General features: G+C 68.6%; 17 protein-coding genes and 1 pseudogene. 7 read left to right on the top strand and 11 right to left on the bottom strand.

Annotation, left to right across the window (positions count from 1 at the left end; genetic code table 11):
• Positions 1-24 precede the first annotated feature (24 nt).
• The gene (locus MFF55_RS10480; RefSeq protein WP_238244031.1) at positions 25-1,434 is read left to right on the top strand and encodes an MFS transporter; all 1,410 of its coding nucleotides are present in this window, start codon (positions 25-27) and stop codon (positions 1,432-1,434) included.
• Between the two features lie 9 nt (positions 1,435-1,443).
• On the opposite strand, the gene MFF55_RS10485 is transcribed toward MFF55_RS10480, so the two are convergent.
• Together MFF55_RS10485 and MFF55_RS10490 are read right to left on the bottom strand one after the other, a co-directional pair.
• Complete coding sequence (locus MFF55_RS10485) at positions 1,444-1,944, bottom strand: DoxX family protein (protein ID WP_238244032.1); 501 nt, start codon at positions 1,942-1,944, stop codon at positions 1,444-1,446.
• 77 nt (positions 1,945-2,021) lie between these two features.
• Positions 2,022-3,266: a multidrug effflux MFS transporter gene (locus tag MFF55_RS10490; protein ID WP_238244092.1), complete on the bottom strand. Its 1,245-nt coding sequence runs from the start codon at positions 3,264-3,266 to the stop codon at positions 2,022-2,024.
• Positions 3,267-3,365: 99 nt separating this feature from the next.
• On the opposite strand from MFF55_RS10490, the gene MFF55_RS10495 reads away from it, so the two are divergent.
• The 3 genes from MFF55_RS10495 to MFF55_RS10505 all read left to right on the top strand — a co-directional run bounded on the left by MFF55_RS10495 (position 3,366) and on the right by MFF55_RS10505 (position 7,067).
• Complete coding sequence (locus MFF55_RS10495) at positions 3,366-4,859, top strand: serine hydrolase domain-containing protein (protein ID WP_238244033.1); 1,494 nt, start codon at positions 3,366-3,368, stop codon at positions 4,857-4,859.
• A gap of 141 nt (positions 4,860-5,000) precedes the next feature.
• A complete protein-coding gene (gene adh / locus MFF55_RS10500; RefSeq protein ID WP_238244034.1) occupies positions 5,001-6,521 on the top strand; it encodes an aldehyde dehydrogenase in 1,521 nt (506 codons plus the stop codon).
• Between the two features lie 117 nt (positions 6,522-6,638).
• Positions 6,639-7,067 (top strand): DUF779 domain-containing protein, encoded by a 429-nt coding sequence (locus MFF55_RS10505; protein ID WP_238244035.1) that lies wholly within the window; start codon positions 6,639-6,641, stop codon positions 7,065-7,067.
• Positions 7,068-7,149: 82 nt separating this feature from the next.
• Here the strand turns inward: MFF55_RS10505 and MFF55_RS10510 are convergent, their stop codons facing one another.
• The 3 genes from MFF55_RS10510 to MFF55_RS10520 form a co-directional block, all read right to left on the bottom strand.
• Positions 7,150-7,851 carry an RlmE family RNA methyltransferase gene (locus MFF55_RS10510; protein ID WP_238244036.1) on the bottom strand — a complete coding sequence of 234 codons (702 nt, stop codon included), beginning with the start codon at positions 7,849-7,851 and terminating at the stop codon, positions 7,150-7,152.
• On the bottom strand, positions 7,848-8,942 hold the full coding sequence (locus MFF55_RS10515; protein WP_238244037.1) for a Ppx/GppA phosphatase family protein: 1,095 nt from the start codon (positions 8,940-8,942) through the stop codon (positions 7,848-7,850). Before MFF55_RS10515 ends, MFF55_RS10510 begins: the two co-directional genes overlap by 4 nt.
• Positions 8,943-9,067: 125 nt before the next feature.
• Entirely contained in the window at positions 9,068-9,541 is a 474-nt protein-coding gene (locus tag MFF55_RS10520) for a response regulator (RefSeq protein WP_238244038.1), read from the bottom strand.
• A 340-nt stretch (positions 9,542-9,881) separates the two neighbouring features.
• Between MFF55_RS10520 and MFF55_RS26785 the strand changes: the two genes are divergently transcribed.
• Positions 9,882-10,622: a cold-shock protein gene (locus MFF55_RS26785; protein ID WP_283206725.1), complete on the top strand. Its 741-nt coding sequence runs from the start codon at positions 9,882-9,884 to the stop codon at positions 10,620-10,622.
• A gap of 401 nt (positions 10,623-11,023) precedes the next feature.
• Positions 11,024-12,787, top strand: coding sequence for an ABC transporter ATP-binding protein (locus MFF55_RS10535; protein WP_238244039.1), 1,764 nt, complete (start codon positions 11,024-11,026; stop codon positions 12,785-12,787).
• A 21-nt stretch (positions 12,788-12,808) separates the two neighbouring features.
• Here the strand turns inward: MFF55_RS10535 and MFF55_RS10540 are convergent, their stop codons facing one another.
• The 5 genes from MFF55_RS10540 to argH all read right to left on the bottom strand — a co-directional run bounded on the left by MFF55_RS10540 (position 12,809) and on the right by argH (position 17,169).
• Entirely contained in the window at positions 12,809-13,165 is a 357-nt protein-coding gene (locus tag MFF55_RS10540) for a response regulator (RefSeq protein WP_238244040.1), read from the bottom strand.
• A 14-nt stretch (positions 13,166-13,179) separates the two neighbouring features.
• A complete protein-coding gene (locus MFF55_RS10545; RefSeq protein ID WP_238244041.1) occupies positions 13,180-14,484 on the bottom strand; it encodes an ATP-binding protein in 1,305 nt (434 codons plus the stop codon).
• Between the two features lie 173 nt (positions 14,485-14,657).
• The gene (locus MFF55_RS10550) at positions 14,658-15,341 is read right to left on the bottom strand and encodes an invasion associated locus B family protein (RefSeq protein ID WP_238244042.1); all 684 of its coding nucleotides are present in this window, start codon (positions 15,339-15,341) and stop codon (positions 14,658-14,660) included.
• Between the two features lie 80 nt (positions 15,342-15,421).
• On the bottom strand, positions 15,422-15,682 hold the full coding sequence (locus tag MFF55_RS10555; RefSeq protein ID WP_238244043.1) for a hypothetical protein: 261 nt from the start codon (positions 15,680-15,682) through the stop codon (positions 15,422-15,424).
• A gap of 95 nt (positions 15,683-15,777) precedes the next feature.
• Positions 15,778-17,169: an argininosuccinate lyase gene (argH, locus tag MFF55_RS10560; protein WP_238244044.1), complete on the bottom strand. Its 1,392-nt coding sequence runs from the start codon at positions 17,167-17,169 to the stop codon at positions 15,778-15,780.
• Positions 17,170-17,217: 48 nt separating this feature from the next.
• Between argH and tlpA the strand changes: the two genes are divergently transcribed.
• The gene (tlpA, locus tag MFF55_RS10565; RefSeq protein WP_373874782.1) at positions 17,218-17,853 is read left to right on the top strand and encodes a thiol:disulfide interchange protein TlpA; all 636 of its coding nucleotides are present in this window, start codon (positions 17,218-17,220) and stop codon (positions 17,851-17,853) included.
• Between the two features lie 44 nt (positions 17,854-17,897).
• Here tlpA and MFF55_RS26790 read toward each other — a convergent pair.
• Positions 17,898-20,594, bottom strand: a pseudogene (locus tag MFF55_RS26790) (beta strand repeat-containing protein); the annotation flags it as partial.
• Positions 20,595-20,816: the final 222 nt, after the last annotated feature.

The raw sequence follows: 20,816 nt of genomic DNA on the forward strand, positions 1-20,816 counted from the left end.
CGGTCCCTCCCGCAACGGACGCCGATGCGCCGCTCCCAGATCGTTCCTCTCGTCGTCGCGACCGCGCTGTTCATGGAGAACACGGACTCGACGGTGATCGCCACCGCCCTGCCGGCGATCGCCAAAAGCCTCGGCGAGGATCCGATTGCGCTCAAGCTCGCGCTCACCTCCTACCTCGTGAGCCTCGCGATCTTCATTCCCGTCAGCGGCTGGGCCGCCGACCGGTACGGCGCGCGCACGATCTTCCGGGCGGCGCTGGCGGTGTTCATGGCGGGCTCCATCGCCTGCGCCGCATCGAGCTCGCTGACCGGCTTCGTCGCCGCCCGCTTCCTGCAGGGTCTCGGCGGGGCGATGATGGTCCCGGTCGGCCGCCTCGTGATCTTGCGCAGCGTGCCCAAGAGCGAGCTCGTCAGCGCGCTCGCCTACCTGACGATCCCGGCCCTGATCGGCCCCGTGCTCGGGCCCCCGCTGGGCGGGCTGATCGTCACCAGCCTGGATTGGCGCTGGATCTTCTTGATCAACATCCCGATCGGGCTCGCCGGCATCGCGCTCGCGAGCGTGTATTTCGAGAACATCCGCGAGCCCGAGCGGCCGCCGCTCGACCTCGTCGGCTTCCTGCTCTCCGGGCTCGGGTTGGCGACGCTGATGCTCGGGTTGGCCTCGATGGGGCGGCACCTGCTGCCGGAAATCCTGTCTTGGGGCTGTCTCGGGGCGGGTGCCCTCCTGCTCGGGATCTACTTCCTCCACTCCCGAAGCGTCGCGCATCCGGTGATCCGCCTCGATCTCCTGCGCTACCCGACGTTCCGCGCCGCGGTGACGGGCGGAAGCCTCTTCCGCGTCGGCACGGGTGCGATCCCCTTCCTGCTGCCGCTCCTCCTGCAGATCGGCTTCGGCCTCGACGCCCTGCAATCCGGGCTCCTCACCTTCGCCGCCGCGGCGGGCGCCCTGCTGATCAAGATGATCGGTCCGCGCGTGCTCCGTATCTACGGATTCCGGCGTGTCATGCTCGTGAATGCGGTCGTCGCCTCCGGCTTCCTCGCGGTCAACGGCCTGTTCACGGCCGAGACGCCCCACGGGATCATCCTGTGCGTCCTGCTCGCCGGCGGCTGCGTGCGCTCCCTGCAATTCACCTGCGTGAACGCGATCGCCTACGCCGACCTCGAGACCCGCGACATGAGCGCGGGCACCAGCCTCGCGAGCGTGGCGCAGCAGCTCTCGCTCAGCCTCGGCGTTTCGATCGGGGCCATGGCGCTCGAGTGGTCCGCGGAGGCGCAGGGGCGCACGGACATCGCGGCGGCGGATTTTCAGCCCGCGTTTCTCGTCGTGGCGCTGATCTCCCTCACCTCGTTCTTCGCCTTCCAGCGGCTCGCGCCGGATGCCGGCGCGGAGGTTTCGGGGCAGAGGCTCGGGTCCGCCAAGGCGGGCAAGCGCTGATCTGCGGGATCAGGCCGCCGCGCGGACCGGGGCACGACCCCCTGCCCGCTTCGGGCGTGTCGCGCCCTTGGCCGCCGGCTTCTTCGTGGAGGCCTGCGGCGCGCGCTGCCGCCAGCCCTGCCAGCTGAGGGCGCCCGGGCCGGCAAGCGCGTAGATCAGGAACCCGCCGGCGAGCCCGAGATCGGCGAGGAAGAGGGTGCGCTCGGCGACCGCATTCGCCCCGGTGTAGGACCAGAACCCGTGCAGGACGATCGCGGTCGCCACGGAGAAGCCGGCGAGCGCGAGGCCCGTGATCCGCGGCAGAACGCCGAGGATGAGGGCGAGAGGCCCGAACACCTGCACGACGACCGCCGCCGTCGCCACCGCGTTCGGTGCGGGCATACCGCTGCCGGCGAGCGTCAGCGCGAAGCCCGAGACGTTGAGCGCCCGGGCGATCCCCGTCGGCAGCAGCGCGCTCGCCAGGAGGAGCCGGGACGCGAGCAGGAGCACGTCATGGGCACGATTGATCACGCTTGAGGCTCCGTTCATCCGAGCGAGAGGCCGAAATTCGCCCGGTTCCCTGAAGGACCCGTTAAGCTTGGGCAGGCTCAGCCCGCGACCCCACCGCGAAACAGCCTGCCGCGCTCGGTCCAGGCCACCACCAGAAGCGCGAGCCCGCCGAGGCCGGCATAGCCGAGGCCGATCGGCAGCACGCTGCCGTCGAAGGCGTGCCCGACGAGGAAGCCGAAGAACGCGCCCACGATCGTCGTGTAGAAGCCGAGGAAGGACGAAGCGGTGCCCGCGATCGCGCCGAGCGGCTGTAGCGCCAGGGCGTTGAAGTTCGGCATCGCGAAGCTGATCATGAACTGGTTGAGCGCCAGCACCGCGAGGAACAGGCCGAGCGGGGGACGACCCTGATAGGCCAACCCGATCCCGACCTGCACGATCGCCACGCCGACGAACAGGCACAGGCCGACATGGGAGACCGGCCGCATGCCGAGCCGGCCGACAATGCGGGCATTGACGAGCGTGGCCGCGCCCATAGCTCCCGCGACGAGCCCGAAGGCGAGCGGGAACCAGGCGCCGAGATGGTAGAGGCCGGTATCGAACACCTGCTGGGCCGAGCCGACATAGCCCAAGATGCAGCCCGTGAGCAGGCCGAGCGCGGTCGCGTAGCCGACGGCGACGCGGTTGCGCAGGGTCGTGCGGATGGCGCTGCCAATCGTGGAGATCGAGAGCGGCCGCCGGTGCTCCGGGTGCAGGGTCTCCGGCATCCGCACGCCGAACCAGAGGGCGAGGATGCCGGCGAGCGCCAACATCGACAGGAAGACGTAGTGCCAGGAGCCGAAGAGCAGCACCACGCCGCCGATCGCGGGTGCGAGCATCGGCACGATGAGGAAGACCATCATCACGAGCGACATCACGCTCGCCATCTCCCGCCCCGAGAAGCGATCGCGCACGATGGCCGTGGCCAGCACCCGGCCGGCGGCCGCGCCGACGCCCTGGACCACGCGGGCGACGACCAGCCACTCGAAGCTCGGCGCGATCATCGCCAGACCGCATCCGACAGCGTAGATCGCGAGCCCGGCGAGCAGGACCCGTCGGCGTCCGAAGCTGTCGGAGAGCGGTCCGTAGCCGATCTGCGCCACGCCGAACCCGATCATGTAGACGTAGACGAGGAGTTGGAGCCGATTGGGATCGGCGATGCCGAAATGCGCCTGCAGGACCGGGAAGGCCGGCAGCAGGTTGTCGATCGACATGGCCGTCACCGCCATCATCAGCGCGACGATGCCGACGAACTCGCCGAAGCCCGGACGGGACGGGTTCGTCCCGGACCTCTGGACGGACGGCATGAGTTCGGGTGCTGGCGTCACCGCGGCGGATCCTCGGGGGTTGGGAAGACGAAACGGTTGCTGAGCCTCGGCGGTTGGGTTGGCAATCGGGTGGCGCGCATGGCAGATCCACGATCGCCGGGCGGCGATGCCGCCGCGTGCGACGCCGCACGCCCAGGACCCTCACGCCGCGACGTCGCCGCGCTTCTTGCCGGAGGCGCGCTCGCCCTCCCGAGCCTGTTTGTCTCGGGACGTGCTCGCGCGGCGGAACCGGACTTCCCGGACCGGGCCGCGGCCTTCGTCGAAACCTATGCCGAGAGCGGGCTCTTCTCGGGTGCCGTGATCGTCGCGGAAGGCGGCCGCCCGTTGTTTCGTCGCGCCTACGGCCTCGCCGATCGGGAATGGGCGGTTCCGAACATGCCTGAGACGCGGTTCCGGATCGGCTCGATCACCAAGCAGTTCACGGCCGCGGCGATCCTCAGGCTCGTCGACGAGGGACGCCTTCGCCTCGACCGGCCCGTTTCCGAGTGCATGCCGGACCTTCCCGACGCCTGGTCGGGGGTGACCGCGCGGATGCTCCTGAACCATTCGTCCGGCATCCCCAACCTCACGGCCCTGCCGGATTACCCCTCGGTCATCTCGCGGATCGACCGCACGCCCCGGGCCGTCGTGGCCTTGCTGGAGCGGGCGGCGGTGCTGTTCCCGCCCGGAGCCGGGCACGAGTACAGCAACACCGGCTACGTCCTGCTCGCGAGCCTCGTGGAGCGGGTCACCGGCCTCAGCGCGGCGCGCTACCTGGGCGACGCGATCCTCGGCCCGCTCGGCCTCGGCGGCATCACCGACGGCGATCCCGGCTCGATCGTGCCGCGCCGTGCCACGGGCTATGCTCATGCCCGCGGAGCCTGGCGCAACGCGCCGCCACTCGCGGCCGGCGTCGCGGCGGGTGCCGGCGATCTCGTGGCGAGCGTCGACGAGCTCGTCGCCTGGGACCGTGCGCTCGTCTCGGGTCGGGTGATGTCGACCGCGTCCCAGGCCGCGATGGTCTCGGATTACGGCTACGGATACGGGCTCGGCCTGTATGTCGGGACCGCCTATGGCCGGAGGCTGTGGTCGCACGGAGGAGCCGTCCCCGGCTTCGTGGCGATCAAGGATTCCTATCCCGACGCCGGCCTCACCATCGCGGTCCTGTCGAACACCGAGACCGCGCCCGCCCAGGCCATGTCCCGGGGGCTCGCGGCGCTCTACTTCGGGGAGCCTGCGCGATCGGACATCGCGATCGCGGAATACGTTCTGGCCCGCTACGTCGGGTTCTATCGCCTCGGCGCCCGCACCATCCTCGCGCTCGCTCTGAGCGAAGGGCGGCTCGTCATGCGGCTCGGCGACGACCCGCCGCTCGCCCTGACGCCCGAGAGCGACCGCGTGTTCAGGACCGAAGTTGGAACCCGCCTCGTCCTCGACGTCGAGCCCGACGGCCGTCCAACCGGAATCTGGCTCCGCAGGGACGGCCGCGACCGCACCGGGCCGAGGATCGACGAGCGCGCCTCCAGGCGCCTCACGGCACGTCTCGTTCCCCGACATGCCATCCCTCGCCGAGCTGCCGAACCGACGCGATGAGCCTGCCTCGGGATCGCCAGCGCCCATGTTCAGGACTAGGATGGGCAGGCACGGCACGCTGGTTAGGCCAAAAGTCCACCTTGATTTGACCGGCCGCCTGCCATCCGCTGCCGCCACGAATAAGAATCAGGAGGATACGCGATGAACAAGCCGGAATTCTTGAGCTCGTCCAACAAGGCGCCGTTCTCGGCCCGCTACGACAACTTCATCGGCGGCCAGTGGGTCGCACCGGTGAACGGCCGCTACTTCGAGAACACCTCCCCGGTCACCGGCCGCGTCATCTGCGAGGTCGCCCGCTCCGACGCGCAGGACGTCGACAAGGCCCTCGACGCCGCCCATGCCGCCAAGGAGGCCTGGGGCCGCACCTCCGCCACCGAGCGCGCGCTGATCCTCAACCGGATCGCCGACCGCATGGAGGAGAACCTCGACCTCATCGCCCGCGCCGAGACCTGGGACAACGGCAAGCCGATCCGCGAGACGACCCACGCCGACATCCCGCTCGCCATCGACCATTTCCGCTACTTCGCGGGCTGCGTCCGCGCCCAGGAAGGCGCCATCTCCGAGATCGACCACGACACGATCGCCTACCACTTCCACGAGCCGCTCGGCGTCGTCGGCCAGATCATCCCGTGGAACTTCCCGATCCTGATGGCGGTGTGGAAGCTCGCCCCCGCGCTCGCGGCCGGCAACTGCGTCGTGCTCAAGCCCGCCGAGCAGACGCCCGCCTCGATCCTCGTCGTGATGGAGCTGATCGGCGACCTGCTGCCGCCCGGCACCGTCAACATCGTCAACGGCTTCGGCCTCGAATGCGGCAAGCCGCTGGCCTCCTCGCCGCGCATCGCCAAGATCGCCTTCACCGGCGAGACGACGACGGGCCGGCTGATCATGCAATACGCCTCGCAGAACCTGATCCCGGTGACGCTGGAGCTCGGCGGCAAGTCGCCCAACATCTTCTTCGCCGACGTCATGAACGAGGACGACGCCTTCTTCGACAAGGCGCTCGAAGGCTTCACGATGTTCGCCCTCAACCAGGGCGAGGTCTGCACCTGCCCGAGCCGCGCGCTCGTGCATGAGTCGATCTACGACCGCTTTATGGAGCGGGCGATCAAGCGGGTCGAGGCCGTGGTCCAGGGCTCGCCCCTCGACCCCGCGACCATGATCGGCGCCCAGGCCTCGAGCGAGCAGCTCGAGAAGATCCTGAGCTACATCGACATCGGCAAGCAGGAAGGCGCCAAGGTCCTCACCGGCGGTGAGCGCAACACTCTCGACGGCGAGTTCGCGGAGGGCTTCTACGTGAAGCCGACCGTGTTCCAGGGCCACAACCGGATGCGGATCTTCCAGGAGGAGATCTTCGGGCCGGTGCTTTCGGTCACGACCTTCAAGGACGATGCCGACGCGCTCTCGATCGCCAACGACACCCTCTACGGCTTAGGGGCCGGCGTCTGGACCCGCGACGGGACCCGCGCCTACCGCTTCGGCCGTGCGATCCAAGCCGGCCGCGTCTGGACGAACTGCTACCACGCCTATCCGGCCCACGCGGCCTTCGGCGGCTACAAGCAGTCCGGCATCGGGCGCGAGAACCACAAGATGATGCTCGACCACTACCAACAGACGAAGAACATGCTGGTGAGCTACTCGCCCAACAAGCTCGGCTTCTTCTAGGCCCAGTGTTCGAGACCACCTCGCCCCGGCCGAAAGGCCGGGGTTTTTTGTCGAGGTCCGGCGCGCCACATGAGCGTGAACGCCCTGCGGGGGTGAAGGAACGGGAGCTGAACCGCCATGACCGGCCCTGCCACAACGATCGATCCCGTCACCGCCGATCAGGCCGGCGTCGACGGCACGCCGCTGCGCGTGACCGCGACGCCCGCCGCGCTGGCCCTCATCGAGGAACTGCGGGCCGACCACGGCCCGGTGATGTTCCATCAATCGGGCGGCTGCTGCGACGGCTCATCCCCGATGTGCTATCCGGTCGGCGAATTCCTCACCGGCGACAGCGACGTGCATCTCGGCCAGGTGGCGGGCGCCGATTTCTGGATCAGCCGGCCGCAGTTCGAGGTCTGGAAGCACACCCACCTCATCCTCGACGTGGTGCCGGGCCGCGGCGGCATGTTCTCCCTGGAGAACGGCCGCGACAAGCGCTTCCTGATCCGCTCGCGGCTGTTCACGGCGGCTGAGAACAATGCGCTGGACGGTGCGTGCCGGATCTAAGCCGGGACCGAGGCGGCCCAGGCACGCGAGGGCGATCCGGGTCGAACGTGAGATCGCGTGACGATCAGGCGTCTGAACCGTCCTACGCCCCTCCACCCGCCTGTCCCCGAAACCCCGTCGCGAGCACGTAGAGCTCGCTCGAATCCGCCCGGCTCGCATTCGGCTTCACGTGGCGGACCACCTCGAAGTCGCGCTTGAGCTCGGCGAGCAGCGTGCCTTCGGTGCCACCCTGGAAGACCTTGGCGAGATAGGCGCCACCCGGTGCCAGGATCTCACGGGCGAAGGCGGCGGCGGTCTCCGCGAGTCCGATAATGCGAAGGTGGTCCGTCTGCTTGTGGCCGGTGGTGTTGGCGGCCATGTCGGACAGGATGAGGTCGGCCAGTCCTCCGAGAAGCCCGGTCAGGATCCCCGGCGCTTCGGGATCGAGGAAGTCCAGGGTGACGAACTCCACCCCCGCCATCGGCTCGATCTCGAGGAGGTCGATGCCGACGACACGGCCGCTCGGGCCGACGACCTTGGCCGCGACCTGCGACCAGCCGCCGGGGGCCGCGCCGAGATCGACGACGCGCTGGCCGGGCCTGAGCAGCTTGAAACGCTCGTCGATCTCGGTGAGCTTGAAGGCCGCGCGGGAGCGGTAGCCCTCGCGCTTCGCCCTGGCGACGTAGGGATCGTTGAGCTGGCGCTCCAGCCAGCGCTTCTGGGAGGCGGTGCGGCCCCGCCCCGTCTTCACCCGCTGCTTGAGATCGCCCCGCAGGCCGCCGCTGGCGCCACGCCGGTCGGTCAACGGTAGCCGCCGCGGCGCCAGACCCCGTCCTCGCGCATCATGTTCATCAAGAGGCCCTCGCGCAGGCCCCGGTCGGCGATCCGCAGGCGCTCCGACGGAAACGCTCGGCGGATCGCCTCCAGGATGGCGCAGCCCGCGAGAACGAGGTCGGCCCGGTCACGGCCGATGCAGGGATTGTCGGCCCGCTGGTCGAGGCGGGTGTCGAGGAGGTCGTCGATCGCGTCGGAGACCTCGCCGTCGCTCATCCAGAGACCGTCGACGCGCCGCCGCTCGTAGCGGGCGAGGCGCAGGTGCATGGCGGCCAGCGTCGTGACGGTGCCGGAGGTGCCGAGCAGGTGGAAGTGCCGCGCCGTGGCGGCGGGCGCCGCCCGGATGGCGAAGCGGGCCAGGAGCTCGGCCACCTCCTCCACCATGCCCTCGAACATCAGCCGCGTGACCTCGCAGCCGCCGTGGCGCTCGGCGAGCGTCACCACGCCGACGGGCAGCGAATCCCAGGCCCGGATGCGCTGGGTGGGGTCGGCGGACGGATTGGTCGCCGACCCGTCGAGCCAGGCGATCTCGGTGGAGCCGCCGCCGATGTCGAAGATTACGACGGATTCGGCGTAGGGGTCGGCAAGCGCCGCGCAACCGGTGACGGCGAGGTAGGCCTCGGTCTGGCGATCGACGATCTCGAGGTCGAGGCCGACCTCCCTCTGGACGCGATCGACGAACTCGGCGCCGTTCACGGCGAGGCGGCAGGCCTCGGTCGCGATGATCTTGGCGCGCACCACGCCGCGGGCCTGCATCTTGGCGCGGCAGATGCGCAGGGCCTCGATGGTCCGCGCGATGGCGGCCTCGCTGAGGCGGTCCGCCGTTCCCAGGCCCTCGCCCAGGCGCACGATGCGCGAGAAGGCGTCGACCACGCGGAAGCCGTGGGAGGCGGGCTCCGCGACGAGCAGGCGGCAATTGTTGGTGCCGAGGTCGAGGGCCGCGTAGGCGTTGCGCCGGTTCGTGCGAGCCGGAGGATACGTCTCCGTCACGGAGGCCACGCGTGGCGGTGTCTGGCCGGCGGCGGGCGGTGCCGGGATCGTCGCGGCGCTCTCGTCCCTCATCGCCGGTGCCGAAATCCCCTGTCGTGGCCCCGGCGAGCAGCCCGGCCATCATTCGAGCCGGAGCCTACAGGGCTTGCGCACAAGTGCAAAGGCTTCCGAGCGCGCGGGGCGGTTCTCGGCCGAGGTCAGGCGCCCGACTTGCTGCCGGCCAGCATCCGCGGCACCGGGCGAAGCAGGCTCTTCACCTGCGAGAAGGGGCGCGGCCGATTTATGACCTCGTCGAGGCGCGACCACAGGGTCTTGGGCGAGAAGGGCTTGGCGATGATCTCGTTGACCCCGATCGAGATTGCCCGGTCGACGACGTTCCTGCGCGGCTGGGCCAGCATCAGGATGATCGGAACGGTCGGCGACGGAGAGGTCATCGGGGTGCGGGCCAGGCGGATGAACTCCTCGCCCGAGAGGATGGCCAGGTCCCAATCGATGATGGTGAGATCGGGCTTGCTCTCAGCGAGCACGCCGAGCGCCTCCGCGCCGTCGGGCGCCTCCAGCACGCGCTTGATGCCGACGCGCATCAGCATGTCCCGCACGATCCGGCGGATGTAGAGGCTCTCGTCGACCACGAGGGCCGAGAGGTCCGGGAAAGTCGGTGTTGCGATCATCGTCCGCGCGTGTCCTGCGGCTACCCGTGCCGTCAGGCTAGACCGGGGACCTTTTCCGCTTTCCTAACGTGATTCGATGCGGCGTCTGGTGATTGGCGTCGGCGCGGCGACAGCCGGCAAAGAAGGTCGGAAATACGCAGTTCGCCGCAGGAAAGTGCCCCAAGCGGAGCCGGAATGGGCAGATGCATCTTGCGATCAGCAGAGGATTCAGTCAGGACTGAGGCGTCATTCTCGGTTACCGCTGCCGAGAGTCATGGTAGTGCGCGGCGTGGGCTGTCTGGGACGGCACGCACGCAATATTCGAAAGAATGGTCGGCGGACGGTTTTTGGCGAGCTTTCTATGGGACGTGGTCGGGATTTTAGGGGGCCGCAGAAGCGCGGCTTCGATGAGGGTGGGGCCGAGCCGCGCTGGCCGGACCAGGCTCCTCCCAGCGGCGGTTATGGCGGCGGTGCCGGCGGATTCGGTGGTGGTTACGGCGGCGTGGCCCGCGCGGCTGCTGTTCCCACGGGTCCGGAGCGCGATGCGACGGTCAAGTGGTTCAACAAGGAGAAGGGCTTCGGCTTCGTCGAGCTGGCTGACGGTTCGGGTGACGCCTTCCTCCACATCCGCGCCGTTGAGGCGGCCGGTCATGCCGATCTGCTCCCTGGTACGCGCCTGACGGTCCATACCGCCCAAGGTCAGAAGGGCCCGCAGGTGACGGATGTCACCAGCGTCGATACCTCGACGGCTGAGGCGGCTCCGCCGCGGCGTGACGTCCGTCCGCCGCGCACGGGCGGCTTCGGCGGCGACCGCTACGGCGGCGGCGGTGGTGGGGGCTACGGCGCACCTTCGGGCGGCGGTGGCGGCGGACGCTTCGCGAGCGGGCCCTCCACGGAGATGACCGGAACCGTGAAGTGGTACGATCCCGCCAAGGGGTTCGGCTTCGTGTCGGTCAATGACGGCGGCAAGGACGTGTTCGTGCATCGCTCCGCCCTGTCTCGTGCGGGCTTGGACTCACTCGCCGAAGGCCAGCAGGTCGTCCTCGGTGTTGTCGAGGGCCAGAAGGGCCGCGAGGCGCAGAGCGTACAAGTCGACGATTGATCGACGTCTGACCTGCTCCCTACGCAGATCGCGAGAACGGCGGCCCATCGGCCGCCGTTCTTGTTTCCGGTAGACGGTTCAACGTTTCATGTTGATCGCAAGTGGTGATTGCGGGGAGGCGTGCGGCTGTAGTTCGGTCCCTACGAGGACCGTACGGCGGGCATCGCGTCCCCGGCGATAGGCTTGATCCATTCGGTCCCGCTGCCCTGATACGGCACCGATTTCGCTTATCGCTCAACTGCCGTTCATGTTCGAAAGATATAAGAGCGCGAGCTTGGCGGCGACCTGCAACACTTGGACGCGCTTCGCGTTGCGGTTCAAGGGCTCGCGATGACGTGCGTACTGATTGCATGGACGCGTCAGGGCCGGAATTGACCAGAAGAACCGGGATATCCACCGAGATGGAAGATCTCTGCGTCTACGCCGACAGGCCATTCGCCTTCGTCGGGCGGTATCTGAGGCGGCGCGCGCTCCCGCACGCGGTCATCCTGCTGTCCGTGCTCGGCGCGGTCTTCTTCTCCGTGTCGACGGATTACGCGCTCAAGGGCGTCGTCGACGCGCTGAGCAAGGGACCCGATGCGGGGATCATCTGGGGGGCGCTTGCGATCCTGGTCGCCTTCATCGCGGCCGACAACATGCTCTGGCGGGTCGCGAGCCTCGTGGGCTCCTTCACCTTCGTCGGCGTGACCGGCGACATCCGTCGCGACCTGTTCCGGCACATGACCGGACACTCGCCCTCCTTCTTCGCCGATCGTCAGCCGGGCACGCTGGCCTCTCGCATCACCGCAACGTCGAACGCGATCTTCACGGTCGAGAACATGTTCGTGTTCAACGTGATGCCGCCCTGCGTCGCGGCCTTCGGCTCGATCCTCTACATCGCCACCGTCAGCCTCACGATGGCCCTGGTGCTTGCCGCCATCTTCGGCGCCGTGGTCGTGCTGATGTTCAAGATGGCCGCGGCCGGCAAGCCGCTCCATCACGACTTCGCCGCCAAGGCCGCGAGCGTCGACGGCGAGATGGTGGATTTGGTCGGCAACATGCCGCTGGTCCGCGCCTTCTCGGCCTTCAAGCGCGAGTACAAGCGCTTCGACGGAACGATCGGCGTCGAGATGCGCTCTCGCCGCTCCTCGCTTCTCTACCTGGAGAAGCTACGCATCGTTCACGCCATCCTCACCGTGCTCGCCGTTCTGGGCCTGCTCTACTGGGCGATCACCCTGTGGGAGGCGGGTCAGGCCACGAACGGCGAGGTCGTCCTCGTCTGCACGCTGGGCATCCGCATCCTCGCGGCGACGCGCGACCTCGCGGTGGCGCTGGTCGATGCCACCCAGCACACGGCACGTCTCTCCGAGGCCCTGCACACCCTGCTGCAGCCCCACGATCTCACGGATCACCCCGAGGCCGTGCCGCTGGCCGGCACCGGCGCCGAGATCACCTTCGACCACGTCGCCTTCGCCTATCCCGACGGTCGCGCCGTCTTCACGGATTTCGATCTTCGGATCGAGCCGGGTCAGCGCATCGGCCTCGTCGGCAAGTCGGGCGGCGGCAAGTCGACGATCTTCTCGCTGCTCCAGCGCTTCTACGAGGTGCAGGACGGCCGCATCCTGATCAATGGCCAGGAGATCAACCGGGTCACCCAGGAGTCTCTTCGCGAGGCCATCACGGTGGTGCCCCAGGACGTGTCGATGTTCCATCGAACGCTGCGCGAGAACATCCGTTACGGCCGGCCCGACGCATCCGACGAGGATGTATGGAAGGCCGCCGCGGCGGCCCACTGCACCGACTTCATCGACGCCCTGCCCGAGGGCTTCGACACCATCGTCGGCGACCGCGGCGTGAAGCTGTCGGGCGGTCAGCGCCAGCGCATCGCCATCGCGCGTGCGATCCTGAAGGACTCCCCAATCCTGCTGCTCGACGAGGCAACCTCGGCCCTCGACGCGGAGTCGGAGGAGGCGATCCGTCACGCGCTCGCCAATCTGATGAAGGGCCGTACCGTCATCGCGATCGCACATCGGCTGTCGACGTTGAAGGACTTCGACCGGATCGTCGTGTTGGAGGGCGGCCGGATCATCCAGGATGGCTCGCCGGACAAGCTCACCCACCTCGACGGCTTCTACCGCGAGCTCATGAAGAAGGAATCCCTCTCCTTCGCGCTCGCTGCCGCCTGAGAGAAGCGGCTGCCCGCCTCTTCAGAGGGGGCGGGCGGCCAGCTCGTTGATCGCCTTCACGATGGCTGAGGCGCGGTAGGGCTTGGTGAAGAACAAGCTGCCCGCGCCGATGCGCGGCGGCGTCTGCGTGAAGCCGGTGGCGTAGATGATGGGAAGGCCGGGCCGCATCGTCCGCGCGACCTCGGCGAGCTGCCAGCCGTCCATCTCGCCGGGAAGGCGGATATCTGTGAAGAGGAGGTCCACCGCGACGCCCTCCTTCAGAAACTCGAGGGCCGTCTCGGCGTTCGGCGCCTGCGTGACGGCGAATCCTGCATCCTCGAGATCGGCCGTAATCACTTCGAGGAGCAGGGCCTCGTCCTCTACCATGAGAATATGCAAGGCTGGGTTCTCGCTCATGCGATGGAAAGCCTTGCCGATGCGAGCTGAGGGCTCGGCATGATGCGCGCGGCAATGTCGTTGAGGGTCGCGCCGGCGGGAGCGGCATCGCGCTTAGGTTCCTCACGATAGCGCGGCAGGTAGAGCCGTACGGTGGTCCCAGTGCCCACGGTGCTCGCGAGGGTCACGTGGCCGCCGGATTGCTTCGCGAAACCGAAGACTTGGCTGAGGCCGAGTCCCGTGCCCTGCCCGACGGCCTTCGTCGTGAAGAAGGGTTCGAAGGCGCGCGCCGCGACGGTCTCGCTCATGCCGCAACCGGTGTCCACGACCTCAATGGCGACGTGGTCGAAGGCCGGAAGCTCCGGGATTGCGGCGGCCTCGGCGGCCGGCAGGTTCTGGGTTCGTATGGTGAGCGTCCCGCCGTTCGGCATCGCGTCGCGGGCGTTGACGGCAAGGTTGAGAAGAACGCTCTCGAGCTGGTTCGCATCGACCGACACCGCCCAGAGATCGTCTGCCAAGTCCATCCGCGGGGAGGTCCCGCCACCCAGCGCGCCGCGCAAGAGCTCGGAGAGATCCCCGATCAGCCGGTTCGGCTCGACGCGCGACGCCTGCAGCGGCTGCCGCCGGGCGAAGGCCAGCATCTTCTGGACGAGGCCCGCGGCGCGCTCGGCTCCGCTCACCGCATTCTGCACGGACCGCTTCACCCGGCTGTCATCCGGCACCGCGCGATCAACACGGTCGAGGTTGGCGATCACGACGCCGAGAAGATTGTTGAAGTCGTGAGCGACGCCTCCGGTCAGCGCACCGATGGCGTCCATCTTCTGGGTCTGGCGCAACATCTCCTCGGCGCGGTCCCTCTCCGCATTGGCCTGCCGGAGAGCCTCGAGAGCCTCGTCGCGTTCCTGAATCCTGGCCACCAGTTCAGCATTGGCCTGGCGGAGTTGCTCCGGCGACGGCAGTGCCAGAAGCCTGGGCAGGAGCGGCCACAACAGGATCGCCGTCGCGAGCGACACGATCGCCGTCGCCGCCTTCACGAGCGCCTCGGCCCCGTAATCCGGCACCCAGAGGGTCCAGATCGAGAAGAAATGGGTCGTGCCACAAGCGAGGATGAAGATCGCGAAGGCCCAGAAGATCCAGCCGAAGGCGACGTCGCGGCGTCGGGTGACGAAGACGCCAAGCGCGACGGGAATGGAGAAATACGCCGTGCCGATGATGAGATCGGCGATCACGTGCGTCCAGATCAGCTCCGGCCGCCAAAGCAGGCAGATGCCGTGCGGCGCGAGGCTGCCCCGCTCCAGAAGGCTTGCGATGGTTTCGAACATCGGAGGTCTCGATACGGCTTCGCCGTGTTCCGGCCGCAGGTCACGTCACCCTGCGCAGAGGATGCCGGATTTTCGGGCGCGGCGTAATGCTGCTACGGTCACAGCACGAACTTTTGTTTAAGCGCCGGGAACAAAATCAGCGAGCCGTCTGCGCCACGCCGCGGTCGGCGAGGCTACTTGCACTCCTCGCGCGTGCGCTTCATGGCCTCGGCGAAGCCCGCAAGGGCATATTCGTCTGTCGTCGGGTTCCCCCGCATCGACGCCGCCTTGATCGTGAGCTTCGCCGTCCGGCCCATCTCGGCGACGACCCGCCCCTCCTCCGCCGGGTTCTGCAGCCAGGCGTTGCCATCCTTCACGACGAGGCCGTAGCGGGCATTGCCGAGGTTGAGCGTCGGATCAGCCGAGCCTGGGCTTCCCGCGGGTCCGGGCTTGCCCTGCCCGGACGCCGGCTTGGCCGGAAAGCCCAGCATCACCGCCACCTCGTTCTGCACGTTCTCGGCTTTGCGGACGGTGACGAAGAGGTAGGCCGTGTCCCGCTTCAGGGTCTTGGGCGAGCGGGTCTGCGGCTGGGCGATGGCATAGCAGACCCGGGTCTTGCCCTGCCCCATGGCGAAGACGTTCCAGTCCCCGAAGATATCGACGGGCTTCGCCTGCTGCATCCCGGGCGCGGGAACGGACGCCTTCGCGTCGGGCTTCTCGCGGCCCCGTCGGCGCTTGGACGGTGCCTCGGACTCCTCGGCAGGCGCAGCCGGTTGAGCGAGAGCTGAGGTGAGCCCGAAAAGCTTGGCCGGTGCGACGTTGCAGAGGAGGAGGATCAGGCCTCCAAGGAGGAGGCCGTAACGAGAACCGGAGCGCATCGATGGATCCTAGCGGCGTTGATTCCCGCTACCGAACGCCCGAACCGGCCGGAATTGCGGCGGAGGTACGATCCGTCGTGTCAGACGGCATGCGCCTCGACGGCGAAGGCGGGCCCGAGCGGGATCGCCGCCAGGGACACCGTCGCTTCCTCCGGCGACGCGACCGCGGCGCGACGGGAGGGCGGGTCGTTGTACGGCGTGTTGTAGCACTTGCGCACGGACGACCAGAATGCGTCGCGCTCCGCAGGAGCCAGGCGGCTTAAGGCGGCATCGATCTGGCTCACCGCCTCGGCGGCCAGGGCGGGCGCCTCTTCCTCACTGATCCAACTCTCGAGGGGCATGAAGGGATCTCCAAAGCTCCGGCCAAGCTTAACCGGCTCGACCTAGCTGGACCATGAACGCGGAGGCATCCGCGCGATTTTACGCCAAACAAAATTCAGGCCGCGCCTGCCGAAAGACGGGAGAGCCACGCTTCCGCCTGGGCTCGGACGTTGGCCGGCGCGGTGCCACCGTAGCTCGTGCGGCTCGCCACGGAATTCTCGACCCCCAATACCGCGTAGATTGCATCGGTAATCCGCGGTTCGGCCGCCTGCAACTCCGCCAGCGACAAATCCTCCAGGCCGACGCCCCGCGCGGCCGCGGCCCCGACGAGCCGTCCGGTGACGTGGTGCGCCTCGCGGAACGGCAGGCCGAGCTCCCGCACCAGCCAATCGGCGAGGTCGGTCGCCGTGGCGTAGCCCGAACCCGCCGCGCGGGCGAGGACCTCGGGCACGGGCTCGAGATCGCGCACCATGCCCGTCATGGCGGCGAGACACAGGGAAAGCGCCTGGAGCGCATCGAAGGTGCCCTCCTTGTCCTCCTGCATGTCCTTGGAATAGGCGAGCGGCAGGCCCTTCATCACGATCAGAAGGCCGGTCAGCGCGCCTATCACGCGGCCGGCCTTGGCCCTGACCAGCTCGGCCGCATCCGGGTTGCGCTTCTGCGGCATAATCGAGGAGCCGGTCGTGTAGCCGTCCGACAGCCTGACGAAGCCGAACTGGGCCGAGGTCCAGACGACCAGTTCCTCGGCGAAACGCGAGAGATGCACCGCGCAGATCGAGGCGGCGGCGAGCGCTTCGAGGGCGAAGTCGCGGTCGGCGACGGAATCGAGGGAATTGGCCGTCGGCCGGTCGAAGCCGAGCGCCTGCGCGGTGGCATGGCGGTCGATCGGGAAGGACGTGCCGGCCAGCGCCGCCGCGCCCAAGGGGCACTCGTTCAGGCGGGTGCGGGCGTCGCGAAAACGGCCGCGGTCGCGCGCCAGCATCTCGACATAGGCGAGGCAATGATGGCCGAAGGTGACGGGCTGGGCCGATTGCAGGTGCGTGAAGCCCGGCATCACGGTGCCGGCATGCGCCAGCGCCTTCTCGGCCAGCGCCCGCTGCAGATCGGCGGCCTGCGCGTCGAGGCCGTCGAGGGTGTCGCGCACCCACAGCTTCATGTCGGTGGCGACCTGGTCGTTGCGGGAACGCGCCGTGTGGAGGCGTCCGGCCGCGGAACCGACGATCTCGGTCAACCGGCTCTCGACCGACATGTGGATGTCCTCGAGTTCGCGGCGGAAGGCGAATGTGCCGCCCTCGATTTCCTGCGCCACCGCCTTGAGTCCGCTCTCGATCGCGGCCACATCCCCCGCAGGCAGGATGCCGGCCTGCCCCAGCATCGCGACATGCGCCAGCGAGCCGCGGATGTCCTGGGGCGCGAGGCGCTTGTCGAATCCGATGGAGGCGTTGATCTCCTCCATGATCTCGGCGGGGCCGCTCGCGAAGCGCCCGCCCCACATCCGGTTGCTCATGTCGCCACAGATCCTTTCAGCAGCCCGGTTCCCGGTCTGGCCGCGATGATGCCCAGGCTCACGATCGCGCTCGCCGCCGGCTCGGTGCTCGCGGCGCTGGGCGCCGGCTTCGCCCTATACGGGACCGGCTCGACCGGCGGCAACTCCGCAGGGGCCTGCGCCGAAGCGGCGCGCAAAGCCCCCGCCCTGGCCTCCTTCGCCCGCGGCGAGGTCGCCGCCATGCAGATCAGCGAGACGCCGCGGCCGGCCCCCGCCCTCGCCTTCAAGGGACCGGACGGCGCCGACCTGACGCTCGCGGACCTGAAGGGCCGCACCCTGCTCGTGAACCTGTGGGCGACCTGGTGCGCACCCTGCAAGGCCGAGATGCCGGCGCTGGACCGCCTCCAGGCCGAGATGGGCGGTCCGGACTTCGCGGTGGTGGCGATCAACCTCGAGACACGCAATCTCGACAAGCCGCCGCTCTGGCTGAGGGAGAACGGGATTTCGAACCTCGCCTATTACGGCGATCCCGCCGGGCGTGTGTTGCCCGCGCTTCAGAAGGAGACCGGCTCGGTCGGCCTGCCGACGACGCTCCTGATCGACGCGCGGGGCTGCACGATCGGCGTTCTGAAGGGGCCGGCAGAATGGGCGGGCGCGGATGCCAAGCGCCTGATCGGAGCGGCGCTGGGTCGGGCCGCTTCATGATTGCGGGCGGGGCTGGTGGCCCCGCCCTTCGTCACGCCGATACGTCAGCCGACGTTACCGGCCCCGAAAGTGGCGTCGCTTTGCGGTGAGCGGCCCTCGTAGAGGCCGAACTGCAGGTAATGCACCATCGGGTCGACGCCGGCTGCCTGCACGTCGGGGTTGGCCGCCAGGTACGCCGTGGTGTCGAACTCCACCGACGGGTCGCGCCCCTCGCGGAAGCCGAACTGGTCGTAATGCGTCAGCGGGTTCACGCCCGCCGCGCGCACGTCGGCATAGGCGTTGAGATAGCCGTCGGTGTCGAAGATGGCATTCGGGTCACGGCCCTCAGCCACACCGAAGTTGTTGTAGTGTGAGCGGGCAAACGCAAAGCTGTCGCCGCCCGCCGTGATGGCGGCACGCGCCACGTCGGGGTTGGAGAGCAGGTAGAACTCGGCGTCGAAGCCGCGGCTCGCCCCGATGTCGCTGGCTCGACCGACGGCCTCGCTGATCGCCCGGCCCTCTCCTTGGCCGAACTCCAGGAAGTGGCGCAGCGGATCGACGCCGGTGGCGCGCACGTCGGGGTTGGAGGCGTAGTAGAACTCGTTGTCGAAGTTGGCCCCCGGGTCCCGGCCCTCGCGGAAGCCGAACTGGTCGTAGTGGGTGAGCGGGTTCACCCCCGCCGCGCGGACATCCGGGTTGGCGGCGAGGTAGCCGGTGGTGGAGAAGAAGGCGTTCGGATCGCGGCCTTCGCGGAAGCCGAACTCGGCGTAGTGCGCATCGGCATCCCGACCGGAGGCCGCCACATCCGGGTTGCGGCTGAGGTAGAACAGGTCGTCAACCAACGGCGAACCATCCGCATTGCTGATCGTCCGGTCGCTGAACTGGAACTCCTCGATGCCGCGGAAGGTGTCGGCTCCGTCAGGGCTGGTGATGGTGGTGGCGCCGTCGGCCCCAACCCCCACGCTGGCGGCGCTGAGCGCGAACGTGAAGATCGCCCGATCCGTGCCCGCTCCGCCATTGAAGCTGTCATTGCCGGCGCCGCCGATGAAGCTGTCGTTGCCCGCCCCGCCGCTGAGGCTGTCGTTGCCGCCCCCGCCGACGAGGAAGTCGTTGGCTGTTCCGCCGGTGACGGTGTCGTTGCCCATGCCAGCGTTGAAGTAGTAGGGTCGCGCTCCCTGAACTGCCGTCAGCGTGTCGTTGCCGGAGGTGCCGAGCGAGACGACCTCGAAGGCGTCGCCTCGCTGGACGCCCGAGACGAGGTCGCGGACGTCGAAGGTCGTCCCGGCGGCTGCGACAAACGTGACTCCCTCATCATCGACGCGGCTCACGTCGCCGGCGAGCGTATCGCCAGCGCCCTCGGCTTGCAGCCGGACGGCGAGGCCGCCGTCCTGCGGCGTCGGGCCGGCGGCCTCGCTAGCATTGCCGTTGCCGACCTGAGCCGAGACGAAGGTCAGGCGGACTTGGCCCGCGGCGGCGGTCGAGACGTTGACGATGTCCGATCCATCCCCGAGGTCGATGCTGTCCGATCCGTCCAGCGATGCGTTGAGATTCGCGGTGTCGTTGCCGCCGCCGCCGAGCAGGCTGTCGCTGCCGAGGCCGCCGGTCAGCGTATCGTTTCCGCTGCCGCCGACCAGGAAATCGTTGGCCGTGCCGCCGGTGACCGTATCGTTGCCCGCTCCCGCGTTGAAATAGTAGGGCCGCGCGGCCTGGACGGCGGTGAGCGTGTCGTTCCCCGACGTGCCGAGCGTGACGACCTCGAACCGATCGCCGCGTTGCGTGCCGGCGACGAGGTCGCGGACGTCGAAGGTCGTCCCGGCGGCTGCGACGAAGCTGATGCCCTCGTCGTCGAAGCGGCTGACCGGACCGGTGAGGACATCCGACCCGTCCTCGGCCTGCAGGCGCACAGCCAGCCCGCCGTCCTGAGCGGTCAGCGTACCCGCATCGTTGATGGTGGCGTTGCCGACTTCGGCCGACGTGAAGGTCACACGAACCTGCCCGGCGGTCGCGGCCGAAACGTTGACGAAGTCGTCGCCCGCGCCGAGGTCCGTGCTGTCGGCGCCATCCGTCGAGACGTTCACGATAGCCGTGTCGCTGCCTGCCCCGCCGATGACGGTGTCGGTTCCTCCGCCGCCGATGAAGCTGTCGTTGCCGTCTCCGCCGCTGAGGCTGTCATTCCCGGCGCCGCCGACGAGGAAGTCATTCGCCGTTCCGCCGGTGACGGTGTCGTTGCCCATGCCGGCGTTGAAGTAGTAGGAGCGCGCCGCCTGGATCGCGGTGAGGGTGTCGTTCCCCAATGTCCCGAGCGTCACCACCTCGAAGGCATCGCCGCGCTGGGTGCCGGCCACGAGATCGCGCACGTCGAAGGTGAGGCCGGGGGTGTTGGAGGCGAAGGTGATGCCCTCGTCGTCGAACCGGCTGACTGGGCCGGTGAGCGCGTCCGAACCGTTCTCGGCCTGCAGGCGAACGGCGAGACCGCCGTCCTGACCGTTCATGTTGTTGGTGTCGTTGATGCTGCCGTTGCCAACCTGAGAGGAGGTGAAGGTCAGGCGCACCTGCCCCGCGGCGGCCGCCGAGACGTTGACGAGGTCAGAGCCGTCGCCGAGGTCGGTGATGTCCGCACCATCCGTCGAGACGTTGAAGACGGCCGTATCGTTGCCTGCAAGGCCAGTGATCGTGTCATCACCACCGAGGCCGGTGATGGTATCGTCGTCGGTAGTACCCGAGAGGGTCTCGCTCGCTGCAGTGCCGGTGATCGTGGCCATGACTTCAGTTCCTCCTGGATGTGGACGTCGTTCGGAAGCTGGCCGTCATGAACCCAAGGCCCGCATGCCAATGGGCATGCTCGCGGTCTTCGGGGGGGCGTGACGTCTTCGGCCCCAACGGCGCCGGCCGTCCAGATGACATGAGCGACAAATCATCGATCGCGGGAGCAGATCTCGGCATAAAAGGGGCCCCGATGAGCTCGGCAATAGAGGACCGGCGGC

The organism is Methylobacterium iners (assembly GCF_022179305.1).
In the GTDB taxonomy this organism is placed as follows: domain Bacteria; phylum Pseudomonadota; class Alphaproteobacteria; order Rhizobiales; family Beijerinckiaceae; genus Methylobacterium; species Methylobacterium iners.